This is a genomic window from Roseateles sp. P5_D6 (assembly GCF_054049415.1).
On the sequence record NZ_JBFUMK010000037.1, the window covers coordinates 1 to 15,620 of the forward strand.

The 15,620-nt window shown below is 67.2% G+C and carries 15 protein-coding genes; 7 read left to right on the top strand and 8 right to left on the bottom strand.

Going from position 1 to position 15,620, the window contains the following annotated elements:
* On the bottom strand, positions 1-181 hold a 181-nt coding region (locus tag ACXJKM_RS29220), incomplete at its 3' end, for a transposase (RefSeq protein ID WP_457354564.1).
* Positions 182-453: 272 nt separating this feature from the next.
* Between ACXJKM_RS29220 and ACXJKM_RS29225 the strand changes: the two genes are divergently transcribed.
* Positions 454-822 (top strand): DUF1428 domain-containing protein, encoded by a 369-nt coding sequence (locus tag ACXJKM_RS29225; RefSeq protein ID WP_056197103.1) that lies wholly within the window; start codon positions 454-456, stop codon positions 820-822.
* A 469-nt stretch (positions 823-1,291) separates the two neighbouring features.
* On the opposite strand, the gene ACXJKM_RS29230 is transcribed toward ACXJKM_RS29225, so the two are convergent.
* The 3 genes from ACXJKM_RS29230 to ACXJKM_RS29240 form a co-directional block, all read right to left on the bottom strand.
* Positions 1,292-1,732, bottom strand: a complete 441-nt coding sequence (locus tag ACXJKM_RS29230; protein WP_056197105.1) for a hypothetical protein — start codon at positions 1,730-1,732, stop codon at positions 1,292-1,294.
* A gap of 375 nt (positions 1,733-2,107) precedes the next feature.
* Positions 2,108-2,779: a hypothetical protein gene (locus tag ACXJKM_RS29235; RefSeq protein ID WP_457356559.1), complete on the bottom strand. Its 672-nt coding sequence runs from the start codon at positions 2,777-2,779 to the stop codon at positions 2,108-2,110.
* 345 nt (positions 2,780-3,124) lie between these two features.
* A complete protein-coding gene (locus tag ACXJKM_RS29240) occupies positions 3,125-4,294 on the bottom strand; it encodes a M20 aminoacylase family protein (RefSeq protein ID WP_457356560.1) in 1,170 nt (389 codons plus the stop codon).
* 164 nt (positions 4,295-4,458) lie between these two features.
* Here ACXJKM_RS29240 and ACXJKM_RS29245 point away from each other — a divergent pair, with 164 nt between their 5' ends.
* From ACXJKM_RS29245 to ACXJKM_RS29255, 3 genes are read left to right on the top strand one after another with little or no spacing between them, the layout of a single operon-like run.
* Complete coding sequence (locus ACXJKM_RS29245; RefSeq protein ID WP_457356561.1) at positions 4,459-5,928, top strand: aldehyde dehydrogenase family protein; 1,470 nt, start codon at positions 4,459-4,461, stop codon at positions 5,926-5,928.
* Entirely contained in the window at positions 5,925-6,644 is a 720-nt protein-coding gene (locus tag ACXJKM_RS29250) for a cupin domain-containing protein (RefSeq protein WP_457356562.1), read from the top strand. Before ACXJKM_RS29245 ends, ACXJKM_RS29250 begins: the two co-directional genes overlap by 4 nt.
* 20 nt (positions 6,645-6,664) lie before the next feature.
* Complete coding sequence (locus ACXJKM_RS29255; RefSeq protein WP_457356563.1) at positions 6,665-7,990, top strand: NAD(P)/FAD-dependent oxidoreductase; 1,326 nt, start codon at positions 6,665-6,667, stop codon at positions 7,988-7,990.
* 11 nt (positions 7,991-8,001) lie between these two features.
* Here ACXJKM_RS29255 and ACXJKM_RS29260 read toward each other — a convergent pair whose 3' ends face one another.
* From ACXJKM_RS29260 to ACXJKM_RS29275, 4 genes are all read right to left on the bottom strand, one after another.
* A complete protein-coding gene (locus ACXJKM_RS29260; RefSeq protein WP_457356564.1) occupies positions 8,002-11,142 on the bottom strand; it encodes an efflux RND transporter permease subunit in 3,141 nt (1,046 codons plus the stop codon).
* Positions 11,139-12,431, bottom strand: coding sequence for an efflux RND transporter periplasmic adaptor subunit (locus ACXJKM_RS29265; RefSeq protein WP_457356565.1), 1,293 nt, complete (start codon positions 12,429-12,431; stop codon positions 11,139-11,141). Before ACXJKM_RS29265 ends, ACXJKM_RS29260 begins: the two co-directional genes overlap by 4 nt.
* A 4-nt stretch (positions 12,432-12,435) precedes the next feature.
* On the bottom strand, positions 12,436-13,698 hold the full coding sequence (locus ACXJKM_RS29270; RefSeq protein WP_457356566.1) for a TolC family protein: 1,263 nt from the start codon (positions 13,696-13,698) through the stop codon (positions 12,436-12,438).
* Positions 13,699-13,789: 91 nt separating this feature from the next.
* Positions 13,790-14,194 carry a hypothetical protein gene (locus ACXJKM_RS29275; protein ID WP_457356567.1) on the bottom strand — a complete coding sequence of 135 codons (405 nt, stop codon included), beginning with the start codon at positions 14,192-14,194 and terminating at the stop codon, positions 13,790-13,792.
* Between the two features lie 402 nt (positions 14,195-14,596).
* On the opposite strand from ACXJKM_RS29275, the gene ACXJKM_RS29280 reads away from it, so the two are divergent.
* From ACXJKM_RS29280 to ACXJKM_RS29290, 3 genes are all read left to right on the top strand, one after another.
* On the top strand, positions 14,597-14,857 hold the full coding sequence (locus ACXJKM_RS29280; RefSeq protein WP_457356568.1) for a heavy-metal-associated domain-containing protein: 261 nt from the start codon (positions 14,597-14,599) through the stop codon (positions 14,855-14,857).
* 113 nt (positions 14,858-14,970) lie between these two features.
* Positions 14,971-15,186 carry a DUF2933 domain-containing protein gene (locus tag ACXJKM_RS29285; RefSeq protein ID WP_457356578.1) on the top strand — a complete coding sequence of 72 codons (216 nt, stop codon included), beginning with the start codon at positions 14,971-14,973 and terminating at the stop codon, positions 15,184-15,186.
* Positions 15,187-15,332: 146 nt separating this feature from the next.
* A complete protein-coding gene (locus ACXJKM_RS29290; RefSeq protein WP_457356569.1) occupies positions 15,333-15,620 on the top strand; it encodes a hypothetical protein in 288 nt (95 codons plus the stop codon).

Genomic DNA, 15,620 nt, shown 5'->3' on the forward strand with positions numbered 1-15,620 from the left:
CCTCGAGCTCACGCAGCCGCACGGCCTCGCTGACCTGCAGGCCGCCGTACTTGGCCCGCCACTTGTAGAAGGTGGCCTCGCTGAAGCCTTCCTTGCGGCACAGCTCCTTGATGCCCATCCCGGCTGTGGCCTGGTTCAAGAAGCCAATGATCTGCTGCTCGCTGTACTTGCTGGTTCTCATGTCCGTCATTCTCCAAAAGGACGGACTCACTCTCGTTTAGATTGGTACGGCGGGGAGGGAGCAGGTCAGCTCGGCGTAACCTGCTGGGCCAAGGCGTCTACGCTGCGGGCACCGCGGCGGCTGATCCCACGGGCATGCTGTTTCGGCGCCGCCACAGGACGCATGTCCTCCAACAGGCAGGCCATGTCGATTTGGGTTCCCGTCGTTCGTCGATGGGAGACGAGGTGCCCTCAGGGGGCGCTCCGTCCGGTCAACTTAGCAGGAGTGAAGACATGTCATACATCGATGGTTTCGTGATCGCGGTCCCTACCGCCAACAAGCAGAAGTTCATTGAGCACGCGCGCCACTTCGACGCGATGTTCCTTGAGCTGGGCGCGACCCGTGTGATCGAAGGTTGGGGCGACGACGTCCCTGACGGCAAGGTCACCGATTTCCGCCGCGCAGTCCAGGCCACCGCCGAGGAGACGGTCGCCTTTTCGTGGGTCGAATGGCCGGACAAGGCCACGCGCGACGCAGGCATGAAGAAGATGATGGAAGACCCGCGCATGGATCCGTCTACACCCGGCAACCCGCCCATGCCCTTCGACGGCAAACGCATGATCTTTGGCGGCTTCGAACAGGTGGTCGAAGTGAAGGCTTGAGCGACGGGGCGACACCGCCCCTGGTCTGCGCGTCACGATGGGCATCTGGCGCAACCGTCGGTCCGCAGGCGGTGCCTCCGGGACATTGCGCCGGGCGCCCCGTCGTTGCGACCCAGTATGTCGGCTCTCGGGACTCTGGATGGCTTCACACTGGCGGCCATGAGCGGTCATCGCCTCTGCTGCTTCGGGCGCCGGCTTCGTGCCCATAGCGGAAGGTCATGATCGACGACCGAGGACGGGACCGCAGCGCTAGCCGTCATTGATACAGCCAAGTCCGCCGCCCACTTCATGACACCCCTCGGCCGCTCGCGCGGTAAGTGCGATCATGGCGCCGTCGATGTGCCGAGGCTTGGCATTCCAGCGCGAGAGGGTCAGGCGTTGCTCGTGCTAGGGCTTGAAACTTGAGCCCCGACTCTGAGCCTTGCGTGACCCCGAGCGTGCGAGCCTGATCTCTGCGGGGTTCGGCCGCTCATACCTTGGCGAGGAAGGCCGCAGCATCACCCGCTTCACACTTCCAGTCTGCGAAGACCCCGACCAGATTGCATTCCACGCAGCGGCAAGCGATGTAGTACCAGCGCACGTCATGTGTGCCCGCGTACACGGAGACGCCGGACATCAGCTCGAACACCTCGTTCTCGCACACGCACTCGTGCGCCTCGGGCACGGATTCTTCAACGTAGTCCGCGCTGTTGCCCATCAGGTGTTCCTGCCCGCAGTCGGTGCAGGTGCGGATCGCCACGCCGGCTTCTTCATCGGTCTGTAGCGCGAAGGTCCGGCACCCGCAATCGCATTTGGACGCGGCAAACCGGACGGCCTCATGGCGATTCGCAACGCTGTAGCTGCGCAGCTCGGCCTGGGTGTCGCCGGACGTCGTCCCGTACCAGAACTCGCCCTTCTTCGTCAGTGCCATTGACGCTGCTCCATTCTTAAAGGTGGGCTTCCCGGCAGGCCTGACGCCAGGGTCGCCCCGATCATCTGGATTTTGCCTGGGGGCCCGGCCAGTCGTCGTTAAGGGACCGGGTCGGGGTGGCCGCCGACAAGAGCTGGCCGACAAGGTGCCCGCGACTTCGCGACAAGCCTGCATTCCTCGCTGCGCGCGGTGCAGCCCTCAAGCCGCCGTCGGCTCCAGGCTGGTTGCTGCCGTTCACGGCAGGCCAGACGGCAGGCAGCTATCCAAGCTGAGCGGTCACCTCAAGCGCGAAATTCGTCACTCGTTAGCAGAAGCTCACGTTGAAGTTGAGCCGCGGCCTGAGGCTTGCCGAAGAACACTTGCTCGGCCACCCGGTCACACATCCGGCGCCCGTTTCTTTGGGGGCCTGTTGAACTCCCAGAAGCGATCTCTGGTCTCGGGCGTAGGGTCCGCCGTGCTGAAGCACTCAACCTCGTCTTGACGGAGTTGGTCTGAATAGCAGTCATGTTGCACCCTTCCGCTGGAGCCTGGCTCGATACCAGCCACATTGAGCCATACGGCGCCGATCAACTTGGTCCCTCCTCGGCCCTGAACTCCAACGGAGAGGTATGGCAATCGCATGTCCGATCCGTTGTGCACTTCAAATATGGCGTCTCCGTTTGAAGCAAAGCCGGTATGACGCCATACGAACTTCTTCCGTGCAGCGACGATCTTCAGCTGCTTGTCGGTGAAAGGCTTCGACGGTTTGGCAGCAGGCGGCTCGACTCCATCTGTCGACCAATCGCAGTCACATCCGAATATCTGACCTCCACACGAAGGGCAGCGTTCAACATCGCACCCAGGAACATGGAGTTCGCCTTTGATGACGCCACAGTCGTGGCATGCCCGGTCGTTCGCGCCCCAGTCGTCCTCCTCCGCGCCATACCGAACGCGCCCCATCTCCTTGCCGTTCGGGTGACAAGTGAGAAGAAGTTGAGCCTCTTGAATTCTCTCCGGCCACCCTTCTACGACCTCGATGCCTCGGAACTCGACCATCTTCTTCGTCACACTCTTTCTCCGATGGGATGCCTACTCAAGAAAAGTCGGCAGCGAACGACAGCAATGGCCGAATGTTGCCACTCGATTGTCCTGATCGAATTACTGCAACCGCTGCGGTGCCGCCGTCCGCCGTCGGTCTCGAGCTTCAGCTTTGGGCACGTAGCTGTCGCCCAAAGCCGCAGACGCGATGACTGCAACGGGTCGGAACCGCCAGCTGGCCGACTGTGATACCTGCCGTTGATCCGAGAGGTACCTAGATCCTGGGTCGGCGCAGACAAGGCCCACTCTGAAGGGCCGGTCCCGGAGGCGCCGCGGTCACTTCACGAATGCCCGTCGCTCCAGCTTTGCCGACGATCATTCGCCGGGCCGAAGCACGCGCTCCACCAACGCACAGAACCACCGCACCCCGTTCGGCAGCGCCTCGTCGTTGAAGTCGTAGCAGGGATGGTGCAGCGGCCTGTCGCCGCCCTGCCCCAGCCACAGATAGGCGCCCGGCCGCTCGCGCAGCATGAAGGCGAAGTCCTCGCTGGTGAAGGCGGGCTTGGGTGCTTCGGTGGCGTGCAGGCCGGCATCGGCAGCGGCGGCCAGTGCGAGCGCGGCCTCCGCCGACGTGTTGATGGTGGACGGGTAGTAGCGGGTGTAGGCCACGTCGACCGCCAGGCCATGGCCCAGCGCCACGCCGGCCGCCGCGTCGCGCAGCGCGGACTCGATGCGGTCCTGCACCGCTGCGTCGAAGCTGCGGACCGTGCCGGTGATGCGGGCTTCGGCCGGCAGCACGTTGTGGCTCTGGCCGCCCTCCAGCTTGGTGACCGACAGCACGGCCGAATCAGCCGGGTCGATGCGGCGCGAGACGATGGTGTTGAGCTGCACGACCAGCTGGCTCGCGGCCAGCAGCGCGTCGGGCGTGTGGTGCGGCTGCGCGGCGTGGCCACCCCGGCCGCGCAGCGTGATGTCGAAGCGGTCGGCCGCCGCCATGATGGGGCCGGGCCGTGTCTGCGCGTGGCCCAGCGGCAGGTCGGGCCAGTTGTGCAGTGCGTAGACCGCGTCGCAGGGGAAGCGTTCGAACAGGCCCTGCTCCACCATCACGCGGGCGCCGCCCTGCCCTTCCTCGGCTGGCTGAAAGATGAAGTGCACCGTGCCGTCGAACAGCCGGGTGCGTGCCAGGTGCCGCGCGGCGCCGAGCAGCATGGCGGTGTGGCCGTCGTGGCCGCAGCCGTGGTGTGCGCCGGCATGGCGGCTGGCATGGCCCAGGCGCGACTGCTCGGCCATCGGCAGTGCGTCCATGTCGGCACGCAGCCCGACCGAGCGGCCGCTCGTGCCGTGGCGCAGCGTGCCGACGACACCGGTGCCACCCAGGCCTTCGTGCACTTCGAGCCCGAGCAGGCGCAACGCCGCCGCGACGATGCCGGCGGTGCGCCGCTCCTGGAAGGCCAGCTCCGGGTGGGCATGCAGGTCGCGGCGCAAGGCGACCAGGTCGGGCATCAGGTCGTCGACCGCAGTGGCGGGGATCTGTTCTTCAAGCATGGCCGAGCTTAGATCCGGGGCAGCGGCCATCCACAGCAGCGCTCGCTGTTCTGCGGGGCCGGCACGACAGATTCTTGCGAAGTCCGGCGCACATCCGGCACGCCCTCAAGCGGCCCTTCATGTCTACTTTCGTTCGCCTTGTCAGGTCCCAAAGGACACACTGAATGAACCCCGTCATCGAGCGTCTCATGAACGCCGGCCACCTGGATCGCGTCTTCATCGGCGGTGAGTGGCGCACTCCGGCGGGTGCGGCCCGCAGCGCCGTCACCAACCCGTCGACGGAGCAGGCCGTCGCGGAGATCGCGCTGGGCAATGCGCAGGACGTCGACGCCGCCGTGGCCGCAGCCCGGCGGGCCTTCACCACCTGGTCCGTCAGTGCGGTCGAAACCCGGGCCGCGCTGCTCGACCGAGTGCACGCCTTGATCCTGGAGCGCGCGGAGTGGTTCGCGCAGGCCATCTCGTTGGAAATGGGCGCCGCCATCAGCGTCGCGCGCAGCACGCAGGTGCCCATTGCCGCAGAGCACATCCGCGTGGCGCGTGACCTGGCACGCAGCTATCCCTTCCTGACCCATCGCGAGGGTGTGTCCATCCTGCGCGAGCCCATCGGCGTGTGCGGGCTGATCACGCCCTGGAACTGGCCGCTTTACCAGATCACCGCCAAGGTCGGCCCCGCGCTGGCGGCGGGGTGCACCGTCGTGCTGAAGCCCAGCGAGCTGTCGCCCTTGAGCGCGCTGCTCTTCGCCGAGGTGATGCGCGATGCCGGCGTCCCTGCCGGCGTGTTCAACCTCGTCAACGGCGAGGGGCCAGAGGTTGGCGCAGCGCTGGCGGCGCACCCGGATGTCGACATGATCTCGATCACCGGCTCGACGCGCGCCGGCGTGCTGGTGGCCCAGGCGGCCGCGCCGACGGTCAAGCGGGTCGCGCAGGAACTGGGCGGCAAGTCGCCCAACATCGTTCTGCCCGACGCGGACCTCCCGCGCGCCATACCTCTGGGCGTGGCCGCGGCCTTCCGCAACGTCGGCCAGTCCTGCAGCGCCCCGACCCGCATGATCGTCCCGCGCGAGCGCCTGGCGGAGGTCGAGCGGCTCGCCGCCGAAGCGGCCGCGGCCCTCGTCGTGGGTGACCCGCGCTTGCCGCAGACGACGCACGGTCCGGTCGCCAATCGCGCCCAGTTCAACCGCGTTCAGGAAATGATCGAGGCCGGCCTCGCCGAAGGCGCCCGGCTCGTCTGCGGCGGCCCCGGCCGGCCGCCGGGCCTGGAGCGCGGCTTCTACGTCCGCCCGACCATCTTCTCCGACGTGCAGCCGCAAATGCGCATCGCGCAGGAGGAGATCTTCGGGCCGGTGCTGTCCATCATTGCCTACGACGGCGTGGACGAGGCCGTGGAGATCGCCAACGACACGGTCTACGGCCTGGGCGCCCATGTGCAGAGCCGCGACCCCGCCGCCGCGCGTGCCGTCGCTGCGCGCATCCGCTCGGGGCAGGTGCACATCAACCATCCGGCGTGGAACCCAAACGCCCCCTTCGGCGGCTACAAGCGCTCGGGCAACGGCCGTGAGTACGGCGTCGAAGGCCTGCAGGAATACCTGGAAACCAAAGCCATTCTTGGCTACATGAACGAGGAGCACGCATGACCGCAGCCCTGCTGCTGCACCGCGCCGACGGTGCCCCCCTTTCGACGACCTTCCACCAGGCGGCCTTCGGCAAGGACGACCCGTTCGCGCCATGTCGCGAGATCGCCTGGGAAGGACCCGGCGCGATGATCGCCGGCCGGGTCAACTTCACTGGCGATATCGACGTGGCCAGCTTTCCTCATACCGAGACCCTCGTCGTCGTGGCGGGCCAGCTGACGCTGACAGCGGCTGGCGCGGCGCCGCTGGTGCTCGGTCCCGAGGCGAGCGCCGTCATCGCACGGGGGACTGCGGTGCGCATCCAGGCCGGGGTTGGCGTGCGCTTCGTGTGCTGCGCGGCCGCAAGTGATGGCCCATCGGCGCCCGGCATCACGCCCTTGCATGCCGAGGCCGACCTGAAGCCCTCCAATCCGCCACCGGCGCAAACGCTGCTGGGCCCGAGCCCGGCCTGCCGCAGCGACAACGTCTTCACTGAGGAGCAGACGCAGTACCGCGCCGGCACCTGGGACTCGACGCCCTATCACCGCGTCGTCCGTCCGCATCCCCTCAACGAATTCATGCATCTGCTGGCCGGCAACGTGCGATTCGCCAGCCCCAACGGCAGCGTGCTGTCGGCGGGCGCTGGCGATGCGCTCTTCGTGCCGCAGGGCGCGCCCATCGGCTGGGAGAGCCACAACCACGTCGCGAAGTTCTACGTGGTGCAAACCGTCCCGGCCTGAAACGACTGTCAAGATCCAATATGTCCCAGCCATTGCGCCTCATCGAGACCTCGCCCAAGCCGCCGGCCAGCGCCGACGTTGTCGTGATCGGCGGCGGCATCATCGGTGTCTTCACCGCCTACTACCTGGCCCGGCGCGGCCTGTCGGTCGCCGTGGTCGAGAAGGGCCTCATCGGCGCCGAGCAGTCGAGCCGCAATTGGGGCTGGTGCCGCCAGCAGAACCGGGACGCCCGCGAACTGCCGATGGCCACCAAGAGCCTTGAACTCTGGGATCAGTTTGCCGCCGACACCGGCGAGGATACGGGCTTCAAGCGCTGCGGCTTGCTCTACCTGAGCGACGACGAAACCCAGATTTCCGGCTGGGCCAGCTGGCGCGAATTCGCGAAGACTGCCGGCGTGACCACGCACATGCTCAGCGGCCGCGAAGCCTCGGAACGGGGCCAGGCGACCGGCCGCGCCTGGAAAGGCGGCGTCTTCTCGCCGAGCGACGGTACGGCCGACCCGGCCAAGGCGGCACCTGCCGTGGCAGCCGCGCTCATGAAACTCGGCGGCACCGTCCACCAGAACTGCGCCGCTCGCGGCATCGAGCTGGAAGGCGGGCGTGTCAGCGGCGTCGTGACGGAAGCCGGGACCATCAAGACCCGCACCGCGGTTCTCGCGGGCGGTGCGTGGGCGTCGTCGTTCTGCAACCAGCTTGGTGTGCGGTTCCCGCTCGCCACGGTGCGTCAATCCATCGTGCGTCTGGCACCGGTGGAACAGCGCCTGCCGGACGCCCTGGCGGGCCCGCGCGTGGCCGTCACCCGTCGGCCCGACGGCCACTACGTCCTGGCCATCAGCGGCCGTGGGCGCGTCGACCCCACGCCGCAATTGATGCGCTTCGCGCCACAGTTCATCCCGATGTTCGCCAAGCGCTGGCGCAACGTGTTTCCCGGCGGCTGGGAAGGCATGCGCTGGGGCCATGAGACCCGCGCACGCTGGAAGCTGGACGCGCCCACACCCATGGAACGCGCACGGATCCTCAACCCGAAGCCCGACCCAGCCGGGGTTCGCGAAACCCACCGCCGTGCCATCGACTTGTTGCCGGCGCTGCGCGACGCCCGTATCGCCAGCACCTGGGCGGGCTACATCGACAGCACGCCCGACGGCGTTCCGGGTATCGGGGAACTGCCGCAGATGCCCGGCTTCATTCTGGCCGCGGGCTTTTCCGGCCACGGGTTCGGCATCGGCCCCGGCGCAGGACACCTGATCGCCGACCTGGTCACAGGGGCCCGGCCGATCTTCGATCCCGCGCCTTTCAACCCCGCACGGTTCAACGAGTCGTCCTGGGGCAAGGTGGCTGATTTCTAGTGCCAAGCGTGTCACTGCAGGCATGCAGCTGGCTGCGGCCTTCCCCGCATCAATGTGAAAGCCGCAGGCACGACGAAAAGGGACAGCAGCGGCGCCGTCAACATGCCGCCAAGCATGGGCGCGGCAATCCGGCTCATGACCTCGGAGCCGGTGCCCGAGCCGCAGACGATGGGCAGCAGGCCGGCGAGGATCACGGCCACCGTCATTGCCTTGGGCCGCACCCGCAGCACGGCGCCCTCGCGGACGGCGTCGAGCACCACGTCCCGCGTCATGGGCATGCCGGCGCGCACCCGGTCTTCGAGCGCGTGCTTGAGGTACAGCAGCATCACCACCCCGAACTCCGCCGACACGCCCGCCAGCGCGATGAAACCCACGCCAGTGGCCACGGACAGGTTGTAGTCCAGCAGGTAGAGGAACCAGACCCCGCCGGTCAACGCGAGCGGCAGCGTGGCCATGATCAACGCCGCCTCCTCGGCGCGCCGGAACGTCAGGTACAGCAGCACGAAGATGATGAGCAGCGTCGCCGGCACGACGAGCTTCAGCCGCTCGTTGGCGCGCTCCATGTACTCGAACTGCCCGGAGTACGCCAGGCTCATGCCCGGCTCCAGGCGCACCTGCTGGGCCACCGCGCGCCGCAAGTCACCAGCGACCGACGCCAGGTCACGGCCGCGCACGTCGACGTAGACCCAGCCGGATGGCCGGGCGTTCTCGCTCTTGAGCATGGGCGGGCCGTCGACAAGCGCGACGGTGGCCAAGCTGCCCAGCGTCACCTGCTGGCCACCGGGTGTGAGCACCGTCAGGTTGCGCAGCTTCTGCGGCGTGTCGCGCAGTTCGCGCGGATAGCGCAGGTTGATCGGGAAACGGGCCAGTCCTTCGACGTTCTCGCCGACGTTCTCGCCTCCGATGGCGCCTGACACCACCGCCTGCACGTCGCTCACGTTCATGCCAAACCGCGCCGCTGCCGCCCGGTCGATCTGCACGTCGACGTAGCGGCCGCCAGTCAGTCGCTCGGCCAACGCCGAGCTGACACCGGGCACATTCTTCGCCACCGCCTCGATCTGGGCAGCGACCCGATCAATGGCGGTCAGATCCGTGGCGGAGACCTTCACGCCGATGGGGCTCTTGATGCCAGTGGCCAACATGTCGATGCGRTTGCGRATCGGTGGGATCCAAATGTTGCTCAGGCCAGGCACCTTCACCGTGCGGTCCAGTTCCTCCACCAGCTTCTCCGGCGTCATGCCCGGGCGCCACTGGTCGCGCGGCTTGAGCTGGACGGTGGTCTCGAACATCTCCAATGGCGCCGGGTCGGTGGCGGTCTCGGCCCGCCCGGCCTTGCCGAACACCCTTTGCACCTCGGGCACCGTCCTGATCATGCGATCGGTGATCTGCAGCAGCTCGGCGGCCTTTTGGGCCGACAGGCCAGGGAGCGCCGATGGCATGTACAACAGGTCGCCCTCGTCCAGGGGCGGCAGGAACTCACCCCCCAGGCGCATCAGAGGCCATAAGGTTGTCGCGAACGCCGCCACGCCCACCACGATCGTGGCTTTGGGCCAGCGCAGCACGACTTCCAGCGCCGGCCGATACATCGCGATCAGCCCCCGCGTGATCGGATTGCGCCGCTCGTCCGGGATGCGTCCGCGAATCCAGTAGCCCATCAGCACCGGGATCAGCGTGACCGACAGGCCCGCGGCAGCCGCCATGGCATAGGTCTTCGTGTAGGCCAGAGGCCCGAACAGCCGACCCTCCTGCGCCTGCAACGTGAAGACCGGCACAAAGGACAGCGTGATGATCAGCAGCGAGAAGAACAGCGCTGGCCCCACCTCGACGGCGGCGTCAGTGATGACCGCCCAGCGGGCCTCACCCTTCAACTCTTCATCCGGGTGCGCGTGCTGCCAAGCCTCCAGCTTCTTGTGCGCGTTCTCGATCATGACGACGGCCGCATCCACCATGGCGCCGACGGCAATGGCGATGCCGCCCAGCGACATGATGTTGGCGTTCAGCCCCTGGTATTGCATGACCAGGAAGGCCGCCATGACGCCCAGCGGCAGCGAGATGATGGCTACCAGCGCGGAGCGCAAGTGCCACAGGAACACCGCACAGACGATCGCGACCACGATGAATTCCTCGACCAACTTCATCGACAGGTTGTCGATGGCGCGCTGGATCAGCGAGCTGCGGTCATAGGTCGTGACGATCTCGACGCCTTTGGGCAGGCTGGCCTGTAGCTGCTTGAGCTTGTCTTTGACCGCGGCAATGGTGGCCTGGGCGTTCTTGCCGGTGCGCAGGATCACCACGCCGCCCACCGCCTCGCCTTCGCCATCCAGCTCAGTGATGCCGCGGCGCATCTCCGGGCCGATCTGGACGGTGGCGACCTGGCCCAGCAGCACCGGCACGCCATTGCGGTTGGCCAGCACGATGCTGCGGAAGTCGTCCAGTGACTTGAGGAAGCCGCTGGCGCGCACCATGTACTCGGCCTCGGCCAGTTCCAGCACCGCGCCACCGGCCTCCTGGTTGCCGTTCATCAGCGCCTCGCGCACCTGGTTGTGCGTGATGCCGTAGGCGACCAGCTTGGCCGGATCCATGACCACCTGGTACTGCTTGACCATGCCGCCGACGGTGGCGACCTCGGCGACATTGGCGACGGCCTTCAGCTCGAACTTGAGGAACCAGTCCTGCAGCGCGCGCAGCTGCGACAGATCGTGCTGCCCGCTGCGGTCCACCAGCGCGTACTGGAACACCCAGCCCACGCCGGTCGCATCGGGCCCAAGCGAAGGCTTGGCCGTTGCCGGCAACCTGCCCTGGACCTGGTTGAGGTACTCCAGCACGCGGGAGCGTGCCCAGTACAGGTCCGTGCCGTCCTCGAAGATCACGTAGACGAAGGAGTCCCCGAAGAACGAGAACGCACGCACGGTCTTGGCGCCCGGCACCGACAGCATGGTCGTCGCCAGCGGGTAGGTGACCTGGTTCTCGACGATCTGCGGCGCCTGGCCGGGGTAGCTGGTGCGGATGATGACCTGCACGTCCGACAGGTCCGGCAGCGCGTCGATGGGCGTGGAGCGCAACGACAGCACGCCGGCGACAGCGAGAAAGAGCGTGGCCAGCAGCACCAGGAAGCGGTTGCCGACCGACCAGCGGATCAGTGCGGCGATCATTGGGCGCCTCCCTTGGGTTCAAGGCGCAGCGCGGCGCTGGCGGCAGGCGCACCGGGGCTCGCCTGCCGCTGCATCACCCCCTGCATGCTGGCCTCGGAATCGATGAGGAACTGGCCCGAAGCGACAACCTGCTGGCCCGGCTGCAAGCCCTGCAGGACCTCCAGCTTGTCGCCCAGCTCGCGGCCCAGGCGAACCTGGACCGGCGTGAAGCGCCCGGGCTGCTCGACGACATAGACCACCACGCGCTGGCCGGTGCGGATGACCGCCTCGGCGGGGACGACCAGTGCTTCCTCGCTGGACCCGCCCAGCCGCATCGTTGCAAACATGCCGGCCCGCAGGCGCCCCTGGGGGTTGCGCAACTCGACCCTGACGCGCAGCGTGCGCGTCTCGCTGCTGGCCTCCGGCAGCACCGCGCTGATCTTGCCGCGCAGCGTCTCGCCCGGGAAAGCCGTCAGCACCACATCGACCGGTTCGCCCACCCGCGCCATGCCGGCCTGAGCTTCGGGCAACGCAGCCTCGATCCAGACCGTGGACAGCCCGGTGATGCGGGCCAGGCTCATACCTTGGGACACCGTCATGCCCGGACGGACCATCAACTCCTGCACCAGGCCTCCGGTGGGCGCATGCACCGTCGTCAGCGCCTGGACTTGACCCGTTCGCTCGACCTGCTGGATGAGGGAAGCTGGCATGCCCATGAGCACGAGGCGCTGGCGCGCCGCGCTAGCCAGGGCTTCGTCGCCGGTACCGCGCACCGCCAGGAACTCCTGCTGGGCGCCGGCCCATTCCGGCACGAGCAGTTCGGCAATGAAGGCGCCGGCGGCCACGACATCACCGGGTGCCAGGCGGGCGACTCGCTGGACGAAGCCTGCCGTGCGGGCCTGCAGGATCGAGATATCGCGTTCGTTGAGCTGGACGGTGGCTGGGACTTGCAGCGCGGTGCCGATGCGCTGCTTTTCTGCAGTTGCGGTGCGCACACCGAGCATCTGGGCCACACGGGGATCGACGGCCACGCCGCCGGTCGGCGCCTCGTCTGCATATTTCGGGACCAGCTGCATGTCCATGAAGGGCGACTTGCCGGGCTTGTCGAATTTCTGCTGCGGCGACATGGGGTCGTACCAATAGAGCACCTTGCGGTCACCGGTCACCGCGCCGCTGGCGACGGCTGGCGAGGTTGCGGAATGCCCGACAGGCGATACCCCGGCGCGCCACTGTGCGACGCCATAGCCAAGCCCGGCGCCGAGGGCGACCAGGACCATGGCCGCGGCAGACAACTTGCTGTTGGAGGTCATGGGGTCACTCCGCAATGAGATAGGCCAGGCGGGCCTGCTGCGCGAGCACCTGGGCTTGGAGAGCGAGATCGCGCAACTGCGCCTCGATGGCGTTCTTGCGCGCGGCGAGCACGGCACCGAGGTCGGCACGACCCGACTGGTAGCTGGCCAGCGTCACTTGGGCGCGCTCCTGCGCGAGGGGCAAGGCGACGCTGCGCTGGCGCTGCTGCACGCGCTCCAGGCGCTGCAGCTCGGCCACCTGGCCGTCGACGTCGGCACGGATTCGGCGCAATGCGTCCTCGCGTTCGGCCTGCAGCCGTTCTACCTCCTTCTGGCGCGAGGCGATCACAGGTTCCTGACGGGTGGACTTGGAGACCGGCAGCTCGAACGTCAACTGGAAGGACACCAAGTCCCCGAAGGACCGGGCACGGTTGCCGTAGGCCACCTCCCAGCCCCAATCCCCTCGGCGCATGGCCACGGCCTCATCGAGATCAGCACGGGCCATGGCCAGCATCGGGTTGAAGGCGAGAAGCTCGGCGTGCCGATCAAGCCCACCGAGCAATCGGGCGAGATCGAGCCGCAGCACCGGCGCCTCGGAGGCTGTTGCCATGTCCGACTGCTCCCCCGTCCACCGACGCAACTGGGCGCGTGCCTGCTCGACACCGGCCTGAAGCTCGTCCTTGCGGTCGGCCAGGTCCAGCAACTCCTGGCGTGCCATCAGCGCGTCGGCAGGTGTTGTGGCGCCAGAAGCCACGCGCGCGGCCAGGGTGTCCTGCAGGAGTCGGTTCTGCTGCTCAAGGGTGGCAAAGGCGGCGAGCTTGCGCTCGGCGAAGTGCAGATTGAGCCAGGCCAGCGCGGCCTCGCGCCTCACGGCCAGACGTTCGGCCTCCAGCATCGCTCGCTCGCGTTCCGCCCTGGCGCCGGCAGCGTCGCGCCGTGCTGCCCGCTTGGCAGCGTTGGGCACGTCCTGCATGACGCCGACCCGGCGCATCGTCATCGATTCCCGGTTCCAGCTGAAACGCTCCGGTCCCGAAATCGGAAAGTTCTCGACGCCAACCGCCAGCTTCGGATCGGGCAGTTGCCCTGCAGCGACGCGTGCCTGTTGCGCGCCGTCGGCGGTGGCCTGTCGCGCCGTCAGCGCCGCCGAGCGTTGCTCGGCCAGCAGCTGTGCCTGCTCGAAGCTCAGTGGTGCGGCATGGGCCGCTGGGGCGGCCAGGAAGACGGCAACCACGAAGGCGGCCGCGACGAAAGGACGGGACTGCAATCCCGCCCGTAAAAAGATGGCCATGAAGGCTCTCCACAAAGACCCTGGAAGCGATCGAGCACGATCGCGAGACGTGGTCGCACCGCCGCGAACGCGGCCGCGCGAGCGTCAGGGCTCAATTGCGGAAGACTTGAAGGGCGAGATAGACCGGCAGCGTGCCTTCAGGCGGGCCGGTATGGGCGGTGATCACCGCCGGAAGTGCCTCGGCCGCTTCGGGCGGCAGCCAGAGGGCCAGGCGGGTCAGCAGCGGGTCGAGGATGACCGTGAGCGCCAGATCCGGTGCAGGCACGTTGCTGACCGTCTGCTTGTCGCGGTCGCAGTGCGCCTTGCACAGCTGCGGCTGTTCGGTGTCCATCGCGGACATCTGCTCGCAGTCGGCCATGCCTGCCATGCTGGCCATCGGTGAGCCTGCGGGCGCAGGCGCCGGGCATGCATAGGCCGCGGTGGCAAGTTGAAGACACACCATCACCGTCGCGAGCAAGCTCGCGATGCAACGCAGGTAGGCCTTCCTCACTTTCATGTCGCGAGTCTAGTGGCGCCGTGAAGCGGCACGAGGGCATGACCTTGCGCCAGCGCAAAGGAAAGCGTCATATCGCCTCCGAGACAGGTCAAGGGGGCGTTTTTCGCTACGTGGCCGCGCGCAGGCGTGCGGCGATCGCCTCCATCTGGTTGATCTCGGCACGTTGTGCCTTGACGATCTGGCCGCACAGCGCGAGGAGCTCTGGGTCGGCGAGCCTCGCCTCCCGACACATGAGGCTCTGGTGGTCACCGCGATGACAGTCAAGGTTCCCACATTGGCAAGGTCAAGAGGTCGTGGCGATCCGTCACTTTCTGAAGAGATTCTTCGCTTGCTGGGCTTGACCTTCCCACTGTGGGAGGCTCGAAAGTCCAGCTGTCATCAACCCAGTCCCAGGAGGACACCATGATCGCCTTCGAAGTCAACGACATGACCTGCGGTCACTGCGTCAGCACCATCACCAAGGCACTGAAGGCCGTGGACCACGCCGCCAAGGTGCAGATCGACTTGGCAACACATCGCGTGCTGGTCGAGCCCAACTCCGCCGATGCCGATGAGCTGGCCGAGGCCATCAAGGACGCGGGATACAGCCCGACACCCGTCGCGCCGATCAACGTCACGACCGAAAAAACGGCAAGCAGTTGCTGCGGCTGCGGCAGTCGCTGAATCAAGGGGCTTCCGCGGCATCAGCAGCCGGAGTTGACGCGGATCAAGCACCTGGGATCGGTCCCGATCAAAGCTCTCGTTGCAGCCAACGAAAGGAACGCGCCGTGGACAACATGCAGCCAGCCCGCAAGCCGGCATGGCGAACACCGGCGGGTGTCTTCATGCTCGTCGCCGGCCTCGTCGGCTTGTATTACCTGTTGACCGAGCATCTGACGCACGTGACGCAGGCGATTCCCTTCCTCTTTCTGTTGGCCTGCCCGCTGATGCACCTGTTTGGGCATCACCAAGGCGGGCATCACCGGCACGGCAACGACGCTCGCGAAGAGTAGCGGCTGCTTTGCTGCCCCAACCTCCCTGCGCTAGACGGATCCACCGACGGTGGCGCAGTTCTGTCTTCTGGCAGCTTAGGGTGCTAACGTCATGTTGACGCGACATTTGGCCAGGCCGCACCGGCTATGCGCTCGTGGCGGGGCGGATGGCCGCCCCCGTTGACCGCAGTGCGTTGAAGGCGGCGGAGCTGCTCTCGACGGCGGGCGCCACTGCGTTGGGCGGCGGTCTTGCCCTGTTGTGGCCGAGGCTGGCCGACTTTGCGGTGCCGCTGCTCGTCATCGGCTTGCTGGTTCACGCGACCGGCATGGGCCTCAAGCAGAGGTTGCAACGTGGAGACCCTCAACCACGGTGGCACAGCGCCCTGGTGTGGGTGTGCTGGCTGGCAATGGCCGGCTTGGCCGCCTTCCTCGGCTGGCGCATCTCTGCAGGATGA

What these genes read in the sequence shown, in the direction of transcription:
- ACXJKM_RS29285 (WP_457356578.1), top strand. Translation starts at nt 14,971, where the DNA reads ATGCAGCCAGCCCGCAAGCCGGCATGGCGAACACCGGCGGGTGTCTTC.
- ACXJKM_RS29225 (WP_056197103.1), top strand. Translation starts at nt 454, where the DNA reads ATGTCATACATCGATGGTTTCGTGATCGCGGTCCCTACCGCCAACAAG.
- ACXJKM_RS29245 (WP_457356561.1), top strand. Translation starts at nt 4,459, where the DNA reads ATGAACCCCGTCATCGAGCGTCTCATGAACGCCGGCCACCTGGATCGC.
- ACXJKM_RS29255 (WP_457356563.1), top strand. Translation starts at nt 6,665, where the DNA reads ATGTCCCAGCCATTGCGCCTCATCGAGACCTCGCCCAAGCCGCCGGCC.
- ACXJKM_RS29240 (WP_457356560.1), bottom strand. Translation starts at nt 4,294, where the DNA reads ATGCTTGAAGAACAGATCCCCGCCACTGCGGTCGACGACCTGATGCCC.
- ACXJKM_RS29290 (WP_457356569.1), top strand. Translation starts at nt 15,333, where the DNA reads ATGGCCGCCCCCGTTGACCGCAGTGCGTTGAAGGCGGCGGAGCTGCTC.
- ACXJKM_RS29275 (WP_457356567.1), bottom strand. Translation starts at nt 14,194, where the DNA reads ATGAAAGTGAGGAAGGCCTACCTGCGTTGCATCGCGAGCTTGCTCGCG.
- ACXJKM_RS29280 (WP_457356568.1), top strand. Translation starts at nt 14,597, where the DNA reads ATGATCGCCTTCGAAGTCAACGACATGACCTGCGGTCACTGCGTCAGC.
- ACXJKM_RS29265 (WP_457356565.1), bottom strand. Translation starts at nt 12,431, where the DNA reads ATGACCTCCAACAGCAAGTTGTCTGCCGCGGCCATGGTCCTGGTCGCC.
- ACXJKM_RS29270 (WP_457356566.1), bottom strand. Translation starts at nt 13,698, where the DNA reads ATGGCCATCTTTTTACGGGCGGGATTGCAGTCCCGTCCTTTCGTCGCG.
- ACXJKM_RS29250 (WP_457356562.1), top strand. Translation starts at nt 5,925, where the DNA reads ATGACCGCAGCCCTGCTGCTGCACCGCGCCGACGGTGCCCCCCTTTCG.
- ACXJKM_RS29230 (WP_056197105.1), bottom strand. Translation starts at nt 1,732, where the DNA reads ATGGCACTGACGAAGAAGGGCGAGTTCTGGTACGGGACGACGTCCGGC.